The sequence below is a fragment of the Micromonospora sp. LH3U1 genome (assembly GCF_028475105.1).
Taxonomy (GTDB): domain Bacteria; phylum Actinomycetota; class Actinomycetes; order Mycobacteriales; family Micromonosporaceae; genus Micromonospora.
In genome coordinates this window covers 608,853-625,528 of sequence record NZ_CP116936.1, presented here as the reverse complement: position 1 = coordinate 625,528, position 16,676 = coordinate 608,853, and the positions used below count along the sequence as shown (strand labels likewise).

Below are 16,676 nucleotides of genomic sequence, written 5' to 3'. Positions count from 1 at the left end.
TATGAGTTCGGTGATACCGAGGTGTCCGGTGACATCCCCGTTTCGCGACTCCCGCACGACTCACGGCATGATCATTGAACCTGGAGGGGCAGCGGATCCCGAGAAGGCAGCGAAGCGCGAGAAGGAGGTGCCCGTGCCGGACGCGGACGAACTCGTCGCCAACGCACTCGCGGCGGTGCGCGGTACCGACGTACGGCAGGCCGAACGGCAGCTGGACCAACTGATGGTCGGCACCGGCGCGGCGGACGGCACCACGGCGGTGGACGCCGCGTTGCTGCGTCGCCTGGTCCGCGGCCTGAGCTGGCTCTGGCCGCGCGGTTGGCAGCCGGTCGACGTGGACCGGATCATCAGCCGGCGGCTCGACGCCCGCTCGGCCCGGTTGGTCCGCGACGCGATGGCCGTCCAACGCCGCGAGCAGGCAGAGCCGGTCCCGGCCTGGTGGGACGAGCAGTTGCGAGAGCTGGCCGCCGAGGTGCGGTGGGACGACGACCGGGCCGTGCTGACCTACTGGTCGGCACACGCCGGGCTGGACCGGCCCGACGCGCTCCGCGCAGCCGTGGACGTACTCGCGCTGCTGGAGGGCCTGCCGCCGATCGCGGTGCTGCGCCCACCGCCGGGCACGACCGGCGCGGCGACCGCCCGGACAGCCGGTAGCACCCGCAGCGGGTCGCCGATGCTGAACCGGGTACGGGCCCTGCTGGCCAAGGCCGAGTCGACGACCTTCCCGGCCGAGGCGGAGGCGCTGACCGGTAAGGCGCAGGAGCTGATCGCCCGGCACAGCATCGACGAGGCGCTGCTGGCCGCCGGGTCGGAGCGCGGCGACCTGCCCGGCGGGGTGCGGCTCAGCACCGACACCCCGTACGCGGGCGCGAAGGCACTGCTGGTGCAGGAGGTGGCGGCGGCGAACAGGTGCGAGGCGGTCTGGTCCGACGATCTCGGCTTCGCCACCGTGCTGGGCTGGCCGGCCGATCTGGTGGCGGTGGAGTTGCTCTACACCTCGCTGCTCGTCCAGGCCACCGGGGCGATGCTGCGGGGGCGCGCCGAGCGGCGGGCGGGGTCGGGGCGGCGGACGAAGGTCTGGGACGAGTCCTTCCTCAACGCGTTCGCGCTGCGGATCGGCGAGCGGCTGCGCGCGGCCACCGAGGCGGCAACGGACGCGGCGGACCGGGCGGCAGCCGAGACGGCCGGGTCGGAGCGGCTGCTGCCGGTGCTCGCCGCGCGGGGCGAGGCGGTCCGGGAACGGCTGGACACGCTGTTCCCGGGTGTCACCCGGCACCGGCTCAGCGTCCGGGACGCTGAGGGCTGGTCGTCCGGCACCTCGGCCGCCGACCGGGCGTCGTTGGACGTGGGCGGGGGCCGCAAGCCCCGACAGGTGCCCGGTCGGCCAGACCCGCGCTGACCCGACCGGCGTGGGACCGCCACCGGCGGACTTTTCTGCGATTTTCTTCGGTACGCCGTAGGGAACGGGGTCTCGGCTCCGACCCTCCGGTGAACCGCCCCCCGACCGGGGTGCGATCAATGCCTGAGGAGCATCGCCGTGAAGTACATGCTGCTGATCTGGAACCGGCCCGGCTTCACCGAGGAGCTGACCGAGCAGGACCGTACCGCCCTCTTCGGCGAGGTCGACGAGATCATGAAGGAGCTGACCGAGACCGGTGAGCTGGTCGACGGCCAGGCGCTGGCCAACCCGTCGCAGACGTTCACGGTCCGGCTCGTGGACGGCAACCCCGAGGTCGTCGACGGGCCGTTCATGGAGAGCAAGGAACAGTTCGCCGGCTACCTGACCGTGGACTGCGACAGCCCGCAGAGGGCCGCCGAGATCGCCGCCCGCTGGCCGGACGTACGGCACGGCGGCGCCATGGAGGTCCGCCCGGTCATGGAGCAGGCCGGGACGGAGATGTGACCGACGACCGGACGGTCGAGGATCTGCTGCGCATGCTGGCGCCGCAGGTCCTCGGCCTGCTGGTCCGCCGGCACGGCCAGTTCGACCGCTGCGAGGACGCGGTCCAGGAGGCACTGCTCGCCGCCGCGACACAGTGGCCCGGTCAGGGCCTACCGGACAACCCCCGCGCCTGGCTGCTCACCGTGGCAACCCGCCGGCTCACCGACGAGTGGCGCAGCGAGAGCGCCCGCCGGGACCGCGAGGTGGCGGTGGCACTGCGTGAGCCGGCGTACGCCGGGGTGGCGCCGGCGGCCGACGCGGAGCCGACCGTCCCGGACGCCGACGACACACTCACGCTGCTGTTCCTCTGCTGCCACCCGGCGCTGACCGGATCGGCGCAGGTGACGCTCACCCTGCGTGCGGTCGGCGGCCTCAGCACCGCCCAGATCGCCCGGGCGCACCTGGTGCCGGAGGCGACGATGAGCCAACGGATCCGCCGGGCCAAGCAGCGGATCGAGGCCGCTGGGGCCCGGTTCGTCATGCCCGAACCGGGTGAGCGGAACGAGCGGCTGCGGACGGTGCTCCGCGTGCTCTACCTGATCTTCAACGAGGGGTATACCGCGTCCAGTGGCCCGGACCTGCACCGGGCCGAGCTGACCGGTGAGGCGATCCGGCTGGCCCGCATCCTGCACGGGCTGCTGCCCGACGACGGCGAGGTGGCCGGGCTGCTGGCACTCATGCTGCTCACCGACGCGCACCGGGCGGCCCGGCTCGGCCCGGACGGGGAGCTGGTGCCGCTGGCCGAGCAGGACCGCACCCGGTGGGACGCAGCCGCCATCGCGCAGGGGATCGCGCTGATCACCGAGGCGTTGACCTGGTCGCCGCCCGGCCCGTACCAGCTCCAGGCGGCGATCGCCGCGGTGCACGCCGAGGCGTCGACGGCGGCCGAGACGGACTGGCGGCAGATCGTCGCGCTCTACCGACTGCTGGCCCGGATCGCGCCGAACCCGATGGTCACCCTCAACCAGTCGGTGGCGGTAGCCATGGTGGACGGGCCCAGGGCCGGGCTCGCCCTGCTCACACCGCTCGACGCAGACGAGCGCACCGCCGGGCATCACCGGCTCGCCGCCGTCCGGGCCCACCTGCTCGAATTGGCCGGGGACGCCGAGGCGGCGCGGGCGGCCTACCTGGCCGCGGCGCGCGGCACCACGAGCCTTCCCGAGCAGCGGTATCTGGAGCTGCGGGCCGCCCGATTGGCCACGCCGCGATGAGTTCCGGCGATCGCCGGAGTCGAAGGGACATGAACATGGTGAGCAGTCAGTTGTCGATCTCGCTGGACGGGTACGTGGCGGGGCCGGAACAGAGTCGGCAGGATCCGCTGGGCCGGGGAGGCCTGCGGTTGCACGAGTGGGTCTTCGGCCTGGACACCTGGCGGGCGCAGCACGGGCTGACCGGCGGTGACCGGGGTGTCGACGCGGACATCGTCGAGGAGATGACCCGCGACGTCGGCGCGTATGTGATGGGTCGTCGGATGTTCGGCGGCGGGGACGGCGACTGGGACGAGAGCTGGCAGGGCTGGTGGGGCGACGACCCGCCGTTCCGTACCCCGGTGTTCGTGCTCAGCCACCACCCCCGGGCGCCGCTGGTGATGCGGGGCGGCACCGAGTTCCGATTCGTCACCGACGGGATCGACTCGGCGCTGCGGCAGGCGCGAGAGGCGGCGGGCGACCGGCAGGTGTCGATCGCCGGCGGGGCGAGCACGGTCCGGCAGTATCTGGCCGCCGGGCTGATCGACACTCTGCACCTGCACCTGGTGCCGATCGTGCTCGGGGGCGGCGAGCGGCTCTTCGACGGCATCGCGCCGCACCTGGAGCAGGTGGCGGTGGTGGCCGGGCCGACAGTGACGCACCTGAGCTACCGCGTCGTGCGCTAATCGAGTTTCGGCGCGGCGCGGACGTGTGCGCGTTCGCCCTGCTTCCCGATCAGGCTGAGGAACTCGACGGGACCAGAGCTGGTGGCCCCGAACCAGTGCGGGGTGCGGGTGTCGAACTCGGCGGCTTCCCCGGCTTGGAGGATGAGATTGTGCTCGCCGAGGACGAGACGCAACGTGCCGTTGAGGACGAAGACCCAGTCGTAGCCCTCGTGGGTGCGCAGGTCGGGTACGCGGTCGTCGGACCCGGTCGGGAGGACGAACTTGTAGGCCTGGATCCCCCCGGGTCTGCGGGTCAGGGGCAGGATGGTTGATCCGTCGCTGGTGGCGATGGGGCGCAGGTTGATACGCGGGTCGCCGGTTGGTGGCGCGCCGACGAGTTCGTCGAGCGTCACGCCGTGGACCCGAGCGAGCGGGAGGAGTTGCTCGAGCGTGGGGCGTCGCAGGCCGGCTTCGAGCCTGGACAGCGTGCTGGCGGAGATGCCGGTCTCCGCGGCGAGGTCGGTGAGCGTGATGTCACGGCGGAGCCGAAGGTGCTTCAGCCTCGGCCCGACAGCATCGAGCGTACGGTCCGAGTTCTCGTCCATGCCCCCATTTTGCCATTCGGCAAGAAGCTTTGCGTCTCGCTCCCGTGCCGGTCACAGTCGGTGGTGACCCGCGAAGGAGCACAGGCAGATGACCGAGCAACACGAATTCGACAAGGACTACTGGGAGCGGCACTGGCACCAGGGGCACCACGACCGTCCCGGAGCCATGAGCGGGAGTCCCGCGCACCCGTACCTGGCCCGTGAGACCAGCGGCCTGGTGCCGGGCTCCGCGTTGGATGCCGGGTGCGGCGCCGGAGCCGAGGCGATCTGGCTCGCCTCGCACGGCTGGCAGGTCACCGCGGTCGACATCGCTTCCGAACCTCTCACCCGAGCCGCGGAGCGCGCGGGCGACAGCGGGGTGTCCGAGCGCGTGCGGTGGGTGGAAGCGGACCTGACGACCTGGGACCCGCGCGCGCAGTTCGATCTGGTCACGACGCACTACGCGCACCCCGCGATGCCACAACTGGCCTTCTACGACCGCATCTCCGCGTGGGTGGCGCCCGGCGGCACCCTGCTGATCGTCGGGCACCTGCACACCTCCGGAGCCACCGGGCACGGGCACCACCCACCGGACGAGGCGTCGGTCACCCTCGCCGACATCACCGCCGGACTGGACAGCACCAGGTGGGAGATCACCACCGCCGAGGAGCACCACCGCACGGTGACCGGCCCCGGTGGCCAGGGGAACACGCTGCACGACGTCGTCGTACGCGCCACCCGACGCCCCTGAGCACACCGCTGCCGGCCGTCCGGCGGAGCTGAACGCCGGACGGCCGGCAGGGCGCGGTCACACCTCGGGTTCGATGGCCGGGCAGGTGGTCCCCGGGGCCGGCACCACACCGTCGATCAGGTACGAGTCGATGGCTCGCCCCATGCACGCGCTGGTGGTGTAGCTGCCGTGCCCCCACCCCTGGTACGTGAGCAGCACGCCGTGCCGGCCCAGTTGCCGCGCCACGTTGGTGGCCCAGTTGTACCCGCTCGCCGGGTCGTGCACGGTGGCGGCGAGCAGCAGCGGCACGTCGGTGCGGACCCGCAGCCGGTGCTGCGGATTGGCGACCGGCGTCGGGGTGCCGAGGCAGGTGACCAGGGCGAACAGTGCCGGCGGGTAGCGCAGGTCCGGCGCGAGCCGGGCCACCCGGCGCAGGTGTCCGGCGTACTCCCGGTAGTCGCGGACGGGCAGGCTCCAGTCCTGGCAGAAGACCGCGAACGGGTACGGCGCCACGGCGTCACCCGTCGCCCTGGCGTCGGCCGGGAGCGCGGTGGTCGGCGAGGCGGAAGCATCCATCTCGCCGAGCCACTCGGCCAGCCCCGGCCACCGCCAGGTGTCATAGAGCTTCTTGTGCGCGAGCCGGCTCAGCTCGAACGGGGGGAGCAGTACCCCGACTCGGTCCGGGTCGGTCAGCGTGCCGCGCTCGGCTCTGGCGTGCAGCCCGGCCCAGATGGCACGGACATCGCGGTCGTGCAGGGCGCAGTCGGTGGAGCGGGCACACCAGGCCACGAACTCGTCGAACGCGCCCTCCGCGGTGACGGCCTGGGTGTCCAGGAAGGCGCGAGTGCCGACGCTGTGGTCCATCGTGGCCTCCAGCACCACGGCCCGGACCCGGTCGGGGTACAGCTCGGCGTACCGCTCTCCGAGCAGGGTGCCGTACGAGCTGCCGTGGAACGTGAGCTGCCGTTCGCCGAGCGCGGCGCGGACCGCGTCCAGGTCGCGAGCGGCGCTGGTCGTGTCCACGTGGTCGTAGAGCGCCCCGGTGCGGGCTCGGCAGTCGTCGCGCAGCAGCGCGTTTCCGGCCAGTGTGGCGTCGAACTGGGCCTGATTGGCGATCAGTTGCGGTTGCCGGGCGAGCAGGTCCCGTGCGCAGATCACCGGGTGGCTGCCACCGGTGCCGCGCGGGTCGAAGCTGACGATGTCGAACCGGCGGCGCAGGTCGGCGCTGAACCGGGAACTGCCGTTCACCACCCGGTCGACCCCGCTGTCGCCCGGACCGCCGGGGCCGAAGACCAGCGAACCCTTCCGGGCGGCCGGGTCGGTGGCGACCCGGCGGGCCAACGCCAGGTCGAAGCGCTCCCCCCGTGGTCGGTTCCAGTCGACCGGCAGCGACAGGGTGCCGCATTCGGCGGGAGCGTCATCGGCGAGGGCGTCCTCGGCGCAGGGCCGCCAGTCGATGGTGAGCCGGGCGGCGGCCGGGCTGGCCGGAGTCAGGCCGGCGGCCGTGAGGGCCAGGGCGATCGCCCAGCCAACAGCGGATTTGCGTACGCGCAGCATGAGGTGCTGTCCTCTCCTCGAAGGAGCGTTACCGGTGAAACTCGCCCACTGGGCGAGGTGATGCTGCTTCCACCCGGGCCGTCGAGTAGCCGCTCGACGGCCCGGGGCTTCCCGGGGGACAGGTCAGTCGACCTCGCGCAGGACGCGTTCGAGCGTGGTCATCCGGGTCTCCATCCCGCCCAGCCGGCCATCCATCGCCGCGAGCAGTCGGGCGTTCTCCGCCTGGGCCTGAGCGGCCGTCTCGGCGAGCCGGCGGTAGTCGTCCGCGCGGGCCGATTCGAGCCGGGCCCGCCGGGTCTTGGCGAGCTGGACGACGGTCACCGTGAACACGCTGATGAGCAGAGCGAAGATGCCGATCGCTCCGACCACCTCGGTCCAGTCGTGCTCGCTCATCGCTCCGCTCCCGGCTGCTCGCCCGAGTCGGGCACGGTGAGCGTCTTGACCGCCGCCGCGATGACCTCGGGGGTGAGTGTGAGCACGAACGGCTTCACCTCGTAGTAGTTCATGGCCTTCCCGTCCTCCGACAACTCCAGGCTGGCGGTGACCAGACCGGCCGCCGCCAGCTTCCGTAGGTGGACCTGCAACAGCGCCCGGCTGATGCCCAGTTGCCGGGCCAGCCCGCTGACGTAGGCACGCTCGCGGGCCAGCGCGGCGACGACCCGCAGCCGGTGCGGGTTGGCCAGGGTGGCCAGCACCCGGACCAGGTCGTCGCCGGTCGGCGGTGGAGCGGCGCTCATAACCAGCCCTTGCACATGCCAACAGAAGTTAGCAGGTATCGCCGCGCGGCAGTGCCGGTCGGAAGCGGAATCAGGGGGATCTCAGGGTCGCGGAAAAGGCCGGACACACAGCACGCCGGGCCGGTGAATGATCACCGGCCCGGCGTGCGGGTTACGTCGTACGTCAGCTCTTGAAGGCGTCCTTGATCTTCTCGCCGGCCTGCTTGAGCTTGGCGGCGGACTGGTCGGTACGACCCTCAGCCTCGAGCTGCTCGTTATCGGTGGCCCGACCGGCGCCTTCCTTCAGCTTGCCGGCCGCGTCCTCGCTGGCGTTGTTGATCTTGTCGTCGATACCCATTGCCAACCTCCATTGCGAGCGTCGCTACGCCCTCAGCAGTACCCCCGCCGTCGCCGGTTCAACCATTGCCGCCGTCACAGATCACCGGCGGCCGGACGGAACCGGCGCAGTCGCAGACTGTTGGCCACCACGAAGACCGAGGACAACGCCATCGTCGCACCGGCGATCATCGGGTTGAGCAGCCCGGCGGCGGCCAACGGCAGGGCCGCCACGTTGTAGCCGAACGCCCAGAACAGGTTGCCCCGGATGATGCCGAGCGTGCGGCGGGACAGCCGGATGGCGTCCACCGCGGCGTCCAGGTCGCCCCGGACGAGGGTGAGGTCGGACGCCTCGATCGCCACGTCGGTGCCGGTGCCCATGGCCAGCCCGAGGTCGGCCTGGGCCAGCGCCGGGGCGTCGTTGACCCCGTCGCCGACCATCGCCACCGACCGCCCCTCGGCCTGGAGCCGCTTGACCACGTCGACCTTGCCGGCCGGCAGTACCTCGGCGATCACCTCGTCGATGCCCACCTCGGCGGCGACCGCGCGGGCCACGATGGTGTTGTCCCCGGTCAGCAGGACCGGGGTGAGCCCCAGCGCGCGCAGCCGGGCCACCGCCGCCCGACTGGTTGGCCGAACCACGTCGGCGACCGCGAGCACGCCCCGCGCTCGCCCGTCCCAGCCGGCGACGATCGCCGTACGGCCGGCGGCCTCCGCGTCGCGCACGGCCCACTCGACCTCCGGCGGTACGTCGATCTCGCGCTCGCGCAGCAGCCGGACCCGGCCGACCAGCACGACCCGCCCGTCGACCGTGGCGGTCACGCCCAGCCCTTCGAGATTGCGGAAGCCGGTCACCGGGGGCAGCGCGCCCGCCTCGGCGGCACCCGCCGCGACCGCACGGGCGATCGGGTGCTCGGAGGCAGCCTCCACCGCGCCGGCCAGCCGGAGCAGCTCGGCCCGGTCCTCCCCGCTGGCCGGCACCACGTCCACCAGGGTCATCCGGCCGGTCGTCACGGTGCCGGTCTTGTCCAGCACCACGGTGTCCACCCGGCGGGTCGACTCCAGCACCTCCGGCCCCTTGATCAGCACACCGAGCTGGGCGCCCCGGCCGGTGCCGACCAGCAACGCGGTCGGCGTGGCCAGCCCTAGCGCGCAGGGGCAGGCGATGATCAGCACGGCCACGGCGGCGGTGAACGCGGCAGTCGGGCCGGCGCCGGTCCCGAGCCACCAACCGAGGGTGCCCACGGCCAGCGTGATGACGATGGGCACGAAGACGCCGGAGATCCGGTCCGCCAGCCGCTGCACGGCCGCCTTGCCGCTCTGCGCCTGCTCGACCAGGTCGGCCATCCGGGCGAGTTGGGTGTCCGCGCCAACCCGGGTCGCGGTGACGACCAGCCGCCCGCCCGCGTTGATCGTGGCACCGACCACGCCGTCGCCCGGGCCGACCTCGACCGGCACCGACTCGCCGGTGAGCATGCTGGCGTCGACGGCAGAGGTGCCCTCGTCGACCACACCATCGGTGGCGATCTTTTCCCCGGGGCGGACCACGAAACGGTCACCGACGGCGAGCCGGTCCACGGGGATCAGCGTCTCCACCCCGTCGCGCAGCACCGCCACCTCCTTGGCCCCGAGTTCGAGCAGAGCGCGCAGGGCGGCACCGGCGGTCCGCTTGGATCGTGCCTCGAAGTAGCGGCCGGCCAGGATGAAGACGGTGACCCCGGCGGCCGCCTCCAGGTAGATGTTGCCGGCACCGTCGGTGCGGGTGATGTCGAAGCGGAACGGGTGCGTCATCCCGGGCATCCCGGCGTCTCCGAGGAAGAGCGCCCAGAGCGACCAGCCGAACGCGGCGAGGGTGCCGAGCGAGACCAGCGTGTCCATCGTTGCCGCGCCGTGCCGCAGGTTGGTCCAGGCGGCCCGGTGGAAGGGAAGCCCACCCCAGACCACCACCGGGGCGGCCAGGGTCAGCGACAGCCACTGCCAGTAGTCGAACTGCCAGGCCGGGACCATGGCCAGCAGGACCACCGGCACGCTCAACGCCACCGAAACCCAGAGCCGGGTACGCGGGGCGCTCAGCGGATCCGCCGGCGGCTCGGCGGTCGGCGGGGCCGGCAGCGCGGCCTTGTACCCGGTCTTCTGCACGGTCTCGATCAGGTCGTCCGGCGTGACGCCGTCGGCGTACCGGACGGTCGCCTTCTCGGTGGCGTAGTTGACGGTGGCGCTCACCCCGTCCATCCGGTTGAGTTTCTTCTCGATCCGGGCGGCGCAGGCGGCGCAGGTCATCCCGCCGATCGACAACTCGATCCGGTTCGGTGCCTCGGGCAGCGGTCTGCTGGTGGTGGTCATCGTCTGGTCCCGTCAGTTGTGCCCGTGTCCGGGGGTGCCGTGGTCGGCGCCGCCGGTCGGTGCGGGTCCGCTCGGGTCGCCACTGGCCGGCGGAGCGTCGGCCGGTGGGGTGCCGGTGACGACGGTGAATTCGGCGGTGTGCACCGCCCCGCCGTGCCGGAAGTCGAGGTAGAGCCGGTAGCTGCCAGCCGAGGGCACGTCCGCGAGGAAGGTGACCGCCGGGCCGGGCTGGGTCCGCCCGTCGCCGGGCGTCCCGTCCGGGTGCACATGCAGGTACGCCAGGTCGCCCCGGCGCAGAGCCACCAGGTGCCCGTACGCGCCCAGGTAGGGCTCCAGGTCGGTGACCGGCTGCCCGCTCCGGCTCACGGTGAAGGTCAGCGGCGATGTGCTGCCGGGTTGCGGCGCACCGGTCAGGGTGACCGTGTAGCCGTCGACGGTGGTGCTCGTCGCCGGGGCGGGCAACGGCCGTTCGGTCAGCTCACCGGGAATCGTCACGTCCACGCCGAGGGTCAGCGGCTCGCCCCCGGTCGGGGTGAAGTCGGCGAACGCCCGCCACTGACCGGGGCCGGCCAGCGGGGTGTCGACCCGCCAGGTGCCGTCCGGGGCCAGGTCGGGGTGCACGTGGCGGAAACCGGAGAGGTCCCGTCGGGCGACGATCAGGTGCATCCGCTTGTCGTGCGCCACGTCGTACCGGGTCACCGGGCCGCCCGGCCCGACGATCCGGAAGGCGAACTCGCCGGCCGGGGCGTCGACCGGTTCGAGGGTGTAGCCGCGGTCGGAGACGAGCAGGCCGCCGGGGAGCCGGTCGACCGACTCGCCGTGTTCGCCCGTCACGGGGGCGACGCCGCCGTCCCGCCGGCTCTCGGCGACCGGGGCGGGGTCGTCGACCAGCCGGCCGACCCCGTACGTCGCGCCGAAGACCGCTACGAGGCCGAGGGCGAACCCGCCCAATTTGGTCACCGTGTTCATGCCGACTCCCATGATCAGGCGTCGACGAGGTTGTAGCCGGCCTCGTCGACGGCAGCCCGGACGGTCTCCACGTCCAGTGGTTGGTCACTGTTGACGGTGACCCGACCGGTGGCCAGGTCGACCTGGACATCGCTCACCCCCGCGATGGCGCCCACCTCGGCGCTGACCGCGCTGACGCAGTGCCCACAGGTCATGCCCTGCACCTGGTACGTCGTGTTGACCATTGGATCGTCTCCCTCGCGGTACCGGTACCCGGTGGGGGTATCCCACCAGAAGCGACCCTACCATACCCCCCAGGGGTACGCTATCCTGGTTGCTATGACCGCACCCACCCCGATCCGCGGGTACACCGCCAGCAAGGACCAACTGCTCGCGCGGCTCCGCCGTGTCGAGGGGCAGGTCCGCGGCATCGAGAAGATGGTCGACGACGACCGCTACTGCATCGACGTGCTCACCCAGATCTCCGCGATCCAGGCCGCTCTCGACAAGGTGGCGCTCGGGCTGCTCGACGGGCACGCCCGGCACTGCATGCACGAGGGCGCGGCCGAGGGCCGGGCCGACGAGATGGCCACCGAGATGATGGCGGCAGTCGGCCGGTTGATGAAGCGCGGCTGACGGCCCTCAGTCCGGCACCGGGTCGAGACGGACCCGGCGCAGCAACTGGGCGTTGAGCGCCACCACGATGGTGGACGCGGACATCAGCACCGCGGCCACCGCCGGGCTCAACGCCACACCGGCCCAGGCCAGCACCCCTGCCGCCAGCGGCAGCGCCACCACGTTGTAGCCCGCCGCCCAGGCCAGGTTCTGTCGCATCTTCCGGTACGACGACCGGGACAGCCGGACCACGGCAGCCACCCCGCGTGGGTCCGAGGACGCCAGCACCACCCCGGCGGACTCGATCGCCACATCGGTGCCCGCGCCGATCGCGATGCCGACGTCCGCTCGGGCCAACGCCGGCGCGTCGTTCACCCCGTCGCCGACCATCGCCACGACCAGCCCTCGCCGCTGGAGGTCGGCCACCCGGTCCTCCTTCTCCGCCGGCAGCACCTCGGCGAAGACCTCGTCGACGCCGGGCCGGAAGCCGAGTTCGGCCGCGACCGCTTCGGCCACCGGCCGAGCGTCACCCGTGATCATGGCGATCGTCCGGACGCCCTCGGCACGCAACTCGTCGACGGCCCGCCGGGCCTCCGGACGCACCTCGTCGGTCAACGCGAACGCGCCGAGCACGGTCTCCGGCAACCGCACCAGGTGCAGCACCGCAGCCCCCCGCGCTGACCACCGCCCGGTCGCCGCCTCCAGCTCCGCCGGGAGCGACAGGCCCAGTTCCCGCAGCAGCGCCGGCCCGCCCACCGCGTACTCCGTACCGTCGATGATTGCCCGCACCCCACGGCCCGGCAGCGACCGGAACCCGGCGGCCGGGGCCGGGCCGGAGCGCCCGGCCGCCGCCACGATCGCCCGAGCCAACGGATGTTCACTGTCCGACTCGACGCCCGCCGCGATCCGCAGCACCTCGTCCCGCTCGACGCCAGGCACCGTCACCAGGTCGGTGACCGCGTGCTCGCCCCGGGTCAGCGTGCCGGTCTTGTCGAAGAGCACCGCGCCGACCGTCCGCATCCGCTCCAACGCCAACCGATCCTTGACCAGGATCCCGGACCGCGCGGCCAACGCGGTGGAGAGCGCGACGACCAGGGGGATGGCGAGACCCAGCGCGTGCGGACAGGCGATCACCAGGACGGTCACCGCGCGGACCACCGCCTCGCCGGGCTGGCCGAGTGCGGTCCAGACCAGCACGGTCAACACGGCAGTGCCGGTAGCCAGGTAGAACAGCGCGGCGGCGAACCGGTCAGCCAGCAGTTGGGCCCGCCCGCCAGAGCCCTGGGCCTGCGCGACCATCCGTTGGATGCCGGCGAGCGCGGTCTGGTCACCCAGCGCCTCGACACGCACCCGGATCGCCGAGTCGGTGGCGACGGTGCCGGCCACCACCCGATCGCCCGTCGATCGGGCGACCGGTCGCGACTCGCCGGTGATCATCGACTCGTCCAGTTCGGCGCCACCGTCGACGATCCGGCCGTCCGCCGGCACCCGACCCCCCGGACGGACCAGCACCACGTCTCCGACCCGCAGACCGGTCACCGGCACCGCCTCGACCCGTCCGTCCGCCGCCACCCGCTCGGCCTCGTCCGGTAGCAGCGCGGCCAGCGCCGCGAGCGCTCCCCGCGCCTGCCCGATGGCCTTCATCTCCTGCCAGTGCCCGAGCAGCATGATGGTGACCAGCGCGGCCAACTCCCACCAGAAATCCAGGTCGAAGGCGCCGACGCTGGTGGCCAGTGACGCGGTGTAGGCGACGGTGATCGCCATCGCGACGAGCAGCATCATGCCGGGCGCCCGGTCCCGCACCTCCCGGACCGCGCCGACCAGGAACGGCCAACCGCCCCACCAGAACACCACCGAGCCGAGCACCGGGCCCACCCAGGAACGGCCGGGGACCTCCCCGCTCAGGCCCAGCTGATCCGACACGAGGTGGCTGGTCAGGACCACCGGCACGGTGAGCACCAGGCAGACCCAGAAGCGGCGACGAAACATCGCGGGATCGTGCCCGGCGTGCTTGTCGTGCCCGGCGTGCTCGTCGTGTTGCATGGGCGCGGCGGGGGCAGCGTGCTGCTGGGGGTCGGGCGGTGACGGAGCGGGCATGTCTCCAACATGCCGCGCCGGGGGCCGCCCCGTGGGCGGTTCAGCCGCCGACACTCCGCCGCGCCCTGCAGCCCCGGATCGGGCTGGTTAGCATTCCCCACGATGACCCCCCGTCCGCCGTCGCACAGTCGACCACCGGTGCCTCCATTTTGTGGCCCGGTCCCCGGCCAGCCGGGCCCGGCACTGACCGTCCGTGATCAAGTGCTCGTCAGCCAGCGATCCGGCGCGCCTCTCGGTCCGTTTGCGCGGTGACGGTGAACCGACCGGCCCGCTGACACGTACCCCGCACCGGATCGTTGGGAGTCTCGCCTTGGGTTCCGACCACACCCGCCCCGCTCCGTCCGCCCCGCCCCGGGTGCGACGGATCCTCGTCGTGACCGTGGTGCCCCTGTTCGTCGCTACCGTGCTCGCCGCAGTGCTGCTCTGGCCGCGCGGTGGTCCACCGCAGACCGACGGTGGGGCGGACGTACCGCGCTATCCCGGCACGGTGACCCGGGTGGTCACCGAGCCGTGCCCGCCGGTGCCGTCGACTCCTGAGGGCGCGCCGAGGGGCGGCGCCGGGCCGTGCGGCACGGTCGACGTCCGGGTCGACGACGGGCCGACCGCCGGCCAGAAGGTGCAGACACCGGTGCCCGACGGGCCCGGTGCCCCCAGGGTCGACGTCGGCGACGAGGTCATCCTGGTCGAGCTGACCGATCCGACCGATCCCGCCCTCAGCAACTGGAACATCGCCGAACACCAGCGCGGCACCCCGATGGTGTGGCTGGCGGTGGTCTTCGCCGCGGCGATCGTCGCGTTCGGTCGGTGGCGGGGCCTGGCCGCGCTCGCCGGGCTGGCCGCCAGCTTCGCCATCCTGCTCACCTTCGTGCTGCCGGGCATCGGCGCCGGCAGATCGCCCCTGCTGATGGCGGTGGTCGGCGCGGCCCTCATCATGTTCGTCGTGCTCTATCTGACGCACGGGGTCACCGCGCAGACCTCGGTCGCGGTCCTCGGCACCCTCGGCAGCCTGGTGCTGACCGGCGTGCTCGCCACCATCGCCACGGCCGCAACCCACCTCACCGGCTTCGGCAGCGAGGATGCCACCACCCTGTCGATGTTCCAGGGAGACGTGGACCTGCACGGCCTGCTGCTCGCGGGAATCATCATCGGCTCGCTCGGGGTGCTCGACGACGTGACGGTCACCCAGGCGGCCACCGTCACCGAACTGGCGAACGCGAACCCCGGGCTGACCCGGTTGCAGTTGTACCGTGCGGCCACCCGGGTCGGCCGCGCGCACATCGCCTCCACTGTCAACACCATCGTGCTGGCGTACGCGGGCGCGTCGCTACCGCTGCTGCTCCTGCTCACCGCCGACTCGCGGCCGATCGGGCAGATCCTCACCAGCGAGTTCCTCGCGCAGGAAATCGTCCGCAGCGCCGTCGCCACACTCGGTCTGATCGCGGCCGTGCCGCTGACCACCGGGCTGGCCGCGGTGGTGACCGCCGCAGGGCGCGCAGACGAGCCGGATCAACCGCGGACCCCGCCCCCATTCACCGCCACCGACCGGTGGCCGGAGTCGAACAGGAGCACGGAAACGGCATGGTGACACTCCTCAGCGTGACCAGATCAGGTAGCCGCCCTGAGAACCACGTCACTGGTCACTCAACGCTATGGCGAAATGACACTTTTGGTCGGCATCCAGGCGTAGCTCACCCGGTCGACTCTCGGGTAACCTCGCTGCCGGTTACCGATGAAGGCGCGACGCGGCGCCTGCGGTGCCACCGCCCAATCGCCAAGCGGCGAGCCGGGGACCCAGGTACCTGGGGTGAATCCGCGTCAGCGGTAGGGGCCACTTCCGCCCCGAACCCGTCAGCTAACCCGGTCGGCGGTCGACGGAAGGGAACATTGTGACGGCACCCCTACGCCGCTGGTTGACACCCGTGGTGGCCGTGATCGCCGCACTGACTGTGCTCGCCGGCCCCCTCCCGGCCAACGCCGCCCCGACGACCCCCACACCGTCCGGGCACGAGGAGGACAACGAGCCCAAGCTGCTCAACGACGTCATCGAAAAGGCCAACCGCGACTACTCCGCCGCGAAGTCCCAGTTGGACAAATCCAAGAAGCGGCAGCAGGAGTTGGCCCTGGAGGTCGACCGGGCCAAGGCCGACCTGGACGCGCTGGCCCCACAGGTCGGGCAGATCGCCGCCCAGTCGTATCGGACCGGCCGGATCGGGGCGATCGCGATGCTGCTGGAGAGCGACGCTCCCGACTCGTTCGTCGAGCGCGCCGCAGCGCTCGACGAGATGAACATGGTCAACGAGAAGAAGCTCGCTGAGGTCAACACGGTGAAGGCCCGCGCCGAGCAAGCCAAGCTGGCCCTCGACGCGGAGGTCCGCGAGCAGCAGAAGCAGACCGCCGTGATGGCGAAGCGGAAGAGCGAGGCGGACAAGGCGCTTTCCCTGGTCGGCGGGAAGGGCTTTACCGGCGGCCTGGTGGACGCCACCTCGATGGTCGCGAAGATCGGCCCGGGTCGCAGCGCCGACGGTGACTGGAAGCCCCAGTCGTGCAGCGAGAACGACCCGACCACGTCCGGCTGCATCACCGCCCGCACGCTGCACGCGTACAAGGAGGTCAAGCGGGCCGGCTTCAACCGGTTCGTCGGCTGCTACCGCTCCGGCGGGCCGTGGGAGCACCCGAAGGGCCGCGCCTGCGACTGGTCGCTGCAGAAGAGCGGCTTCGCCCCGTGGCACAACGAGGACACCCGGACGTACGGCAACAACGTCGCCGCGTTCCTCATCCGTAACGCCGATCGCCTCGGCATCTACTACGTGATCTGGAACCGGCAGATCTGGTTCCCGGCGACCGGCTGGAGTTCGTACAGCGGGCCGTCGAACCACACCGACCACGTCCACATGTCGCTGCTCTGACCCGCACAATTCCCCGTCGAGGGCCGTTCCGCGTCGCGCGGGGCGGCCCT

General features: G+C 72.2%; 17 protein-coding genes and 1 riboswitch. Of the genes, 8 read left to right on the top strand and 9 right to left on the bottom strand.

Annotated elements, in window-relative coordinates; all coding sequences use genetic code 11:
- The first annotated feature begins 133 nt into the window (after positions 1-133).
- From PCA76_RS02925 to PCA76_RS02910, 4 genes are all read left to right on the top strand, one after another.
- On the top strand, positions 134-1,399 hold the full coding sequence (locus PCA76_RS02925; protein WP_272615096.1) for a DUF2786 domain-containing protein: 1,266 nt from the start codon (positions 134-136) through the stop codon (positions 1,397-1,399).
- Positions 1,400-1,546: 147 nt separating this feature from the next.
- Positions 1,547-1,903: a YciI family protein gene (locus tag PCA76_RS02920; RefSeq protein WP_272619146.1), complete on the top strand. Its 357-nt coding sequence runs from the start codon at positions 1,547-1,549 to the stop codon at positions 1,901-1,903.
- A 32-nt stretch (positions 1,904-1,935) separates the two neighbouring features.
- Positions 1,936-3,153 carry an RNA polymerase sigma factor gene (locus PCA76_RS02915; RefSeq protein ID WP_272619145.1) on the top strand — a complete coding sequence of 406 codons (1,218 nt, stop codon included), beginning with the start codon at positions 1,936-1,938 and terminating at the stop codon, positions 3,151-3,153.
- A 35-nt stretch (positions 3,154-3,188) separates the two neighbouring features.
- Entirely contained in the window at positions 3,189-3,815 is a 627-nt protein-coding gene (locus tag PCA76_RS02910) for a dihydrofolate reductase family protein (protein WP_272615094.1), read from the top strand.
- Here the strand turns inward: PCA76_RS02910 and PCA76_RS02905 are convergent.
- The gene (locus tag PCA76_RS02905) at positions 3,812-4,399 is read right to left on the bottom strand and encodes a helix-turn-helix domain-containing protein (RefSeq protein WP_272615092.1); all 588 of its coding nucleotides are present in this window, start codon (positions 4,397-4,399) and stop codon (positions 3,812-3,814) included. The two genes, PCA76_RS02910 and PCA76_RS02905, sit on opposite strands and share 4 nt — an antisense overlap.
- Positions 4,400-4,487: 88 nt before the next feature.
- Between PCA76_RS02905 and PCA76_RS02900 the strand changes: the two genes are divergently transcribed.
- Positions 4,488-5,129, top strand: coding sequence for a class I SAM-dependent methyltransferase (locus tag PCA76_RS02900; protein WP_272615091.1), 642 nt, complete (start codon positions 4,488-4,490; stop codon positions 5,127-5,129).
- Positions 5,130-5,186: 57 nt separating this feature from the next.
- On the opposite strand, the gene PCA76_RS02895 is transcribed toward PCA76_RS02900, so the two are convergent.
- The 7 genes from PCA76_RS02895 to PCA76_RS02865 form a co-directional block, all read right to left on the bottom strand.
- Positions 5,187-6,665, bottom strand: a complete 1,479-nt coding sequence (locus PCA76_RS02895; RefSeq protein ID WP_272615090.1) for an alpha/beta hydrolase — start codon at positions 6,663-6,665, stop codon at positions 5,187-5,189.
- A gap of 123 nt (positions 6,666-6,788) precedes the next feature.
- Positions 6,789-7,058, bottom strand: a complete 270-nt coding sequence (locus PCA76_RS02890) for a hypothetical protein (RefSeq protein ID WP_272615087.1) — start codon at positions 7,056-7,058, stop codon at positions 6,789-6,791.
- Positions 7,055-7,402 carry an ArsR/SmtB family transcription factor gene (locus PCA76_RS02885; protein ID WP_272615085.1) on the bottom strand — a complete coding sequence of 116 codons (348 nt, stop codon included), beginning with the start codon at positions 7,400-7,402 and terminating at the stop codon, positions 7,055-7,057. Before PCA76_RS02885 ends, PCA76_RS02890 begins: the two co-directional genes overlap by 4 nt.
- Positions 7,403-7,565: 163 nt before the next feature.
- Positions 7,566-7,739 (bottom strand): CsbD family protein, encoded by a 174-nt coding sequence (locus PCA76_RS02880; RefSeq protein ID WP_272615083.1) that lies wholly within the window; start codon positions 7,737-7,739, stop codon positions 7,566-7,568.
- Between the two features lie 74 nt (positions 7,740-7,813).
- Positions 7,814-10,060: a heavy metal translocating P-type ATPase gene (locus PCA76_RS02875; RefSeq protein ID WP_272615081.1), complete on the bottom strand. Its 2,247-nt coding sequence runs from the start codon at positions 10,058-10,060 to the stop codon at positions 7,814-7,816.
- 12 nt (positions 10,061-10,072) lie between these two features.
- Complete coding sequence (locus PCA76_RS02870; protein WP_272615079.1) at positions 10,073-11,029, bottom strand: hypothetical protein; 957 nt, start codon at positions 11,027-11,029, stop codon at positions 10,073-10,075.
- Between the two features lie 14 nt (positions 11,030-11,043).
- The gene (locus PCA76_RS02865) at positions 11,044-11,253 is read right to left on the bottom strand and encodes a heavy-metal-associated domain-containing protein (RefSeq protein WP_272615077.1); all 210 of its coding nucleotides are present in this window, start codon (positions 11,251-11,253) and stop codon (positions 11,044-11,046) included.
- 94 nt (positions 11,254-11,347) lie between these two features.
- On the opposite strand from PCA76_RS02865, the gene PCA76_RS02860 reads away from it, so the two are divergent.
- Positions 11,348-11,644 (top strand): metal-sensitive transcriptional regulator, encoded by a 297-nt coding sequence (locus PCA76_RS02860; protein ID WP_030329541.1) that lies wholly within the window; start codon positions 11,348-11,350, stop codon positions 11,642-11,644.
- Positions 11,645-11,650: 6 nt separating this feature from the next.
- Here the strand turns inward: PCA76_RS02860 and PCA76_RS02855 are convergent, their stop codons facing one another.
- Positions 11,651-13,666, bottom strand: coding sequence for a copper-translocating P-type ATPase (locus tag PCA76_RS02855; RefSeq protein WP_272619144.1), 2,016 nt, complete (start codon positions 13,664-13,666; stop codon positions 11,651-11,653).
- A gap of 364 nt (positions 13,667-14,030) precedes the next feature.
- Between PCA76_RS02855 and PCA76_RS02850 the strand changes: the two genes are divergently transcribed.
- On the top strand, positions 14,031-15,305 hold the full coding sequence (locus PCA76_RS02850; RefSeq protein ID WP_272615074.1) for a YibE/F family protein: 1,275 nt from the start codon (positions 14,031-14,033) through the stop codon (positions 15,303-15,305).
- A 166-nt stretch (positions 15,306-15,471) separates the two neighbouring features.
- Positions 15,472-15,602: riboswitch (cyclic di-AMP (ydaO/yuaA leader) on the top strand.
- A 4-nt stretch (positions 15,603-15,606) separates the two neighbouring features.
- Positions 15,607-16,626 carry a coiled-coil domain-containing protein gene (locus PCA76_RS02845; RefSeq protein ID WP_272615072.1) on the top strand — a complete coding sequence of 340 codons (1,020 nt, stop codon included), beginning with the start codon at positions 15,607-15,609 and terminating at the stop codon, positions 16,624-16,626.
- Positions 16,627-16,676: the final 50 nt, after the last annotated feature.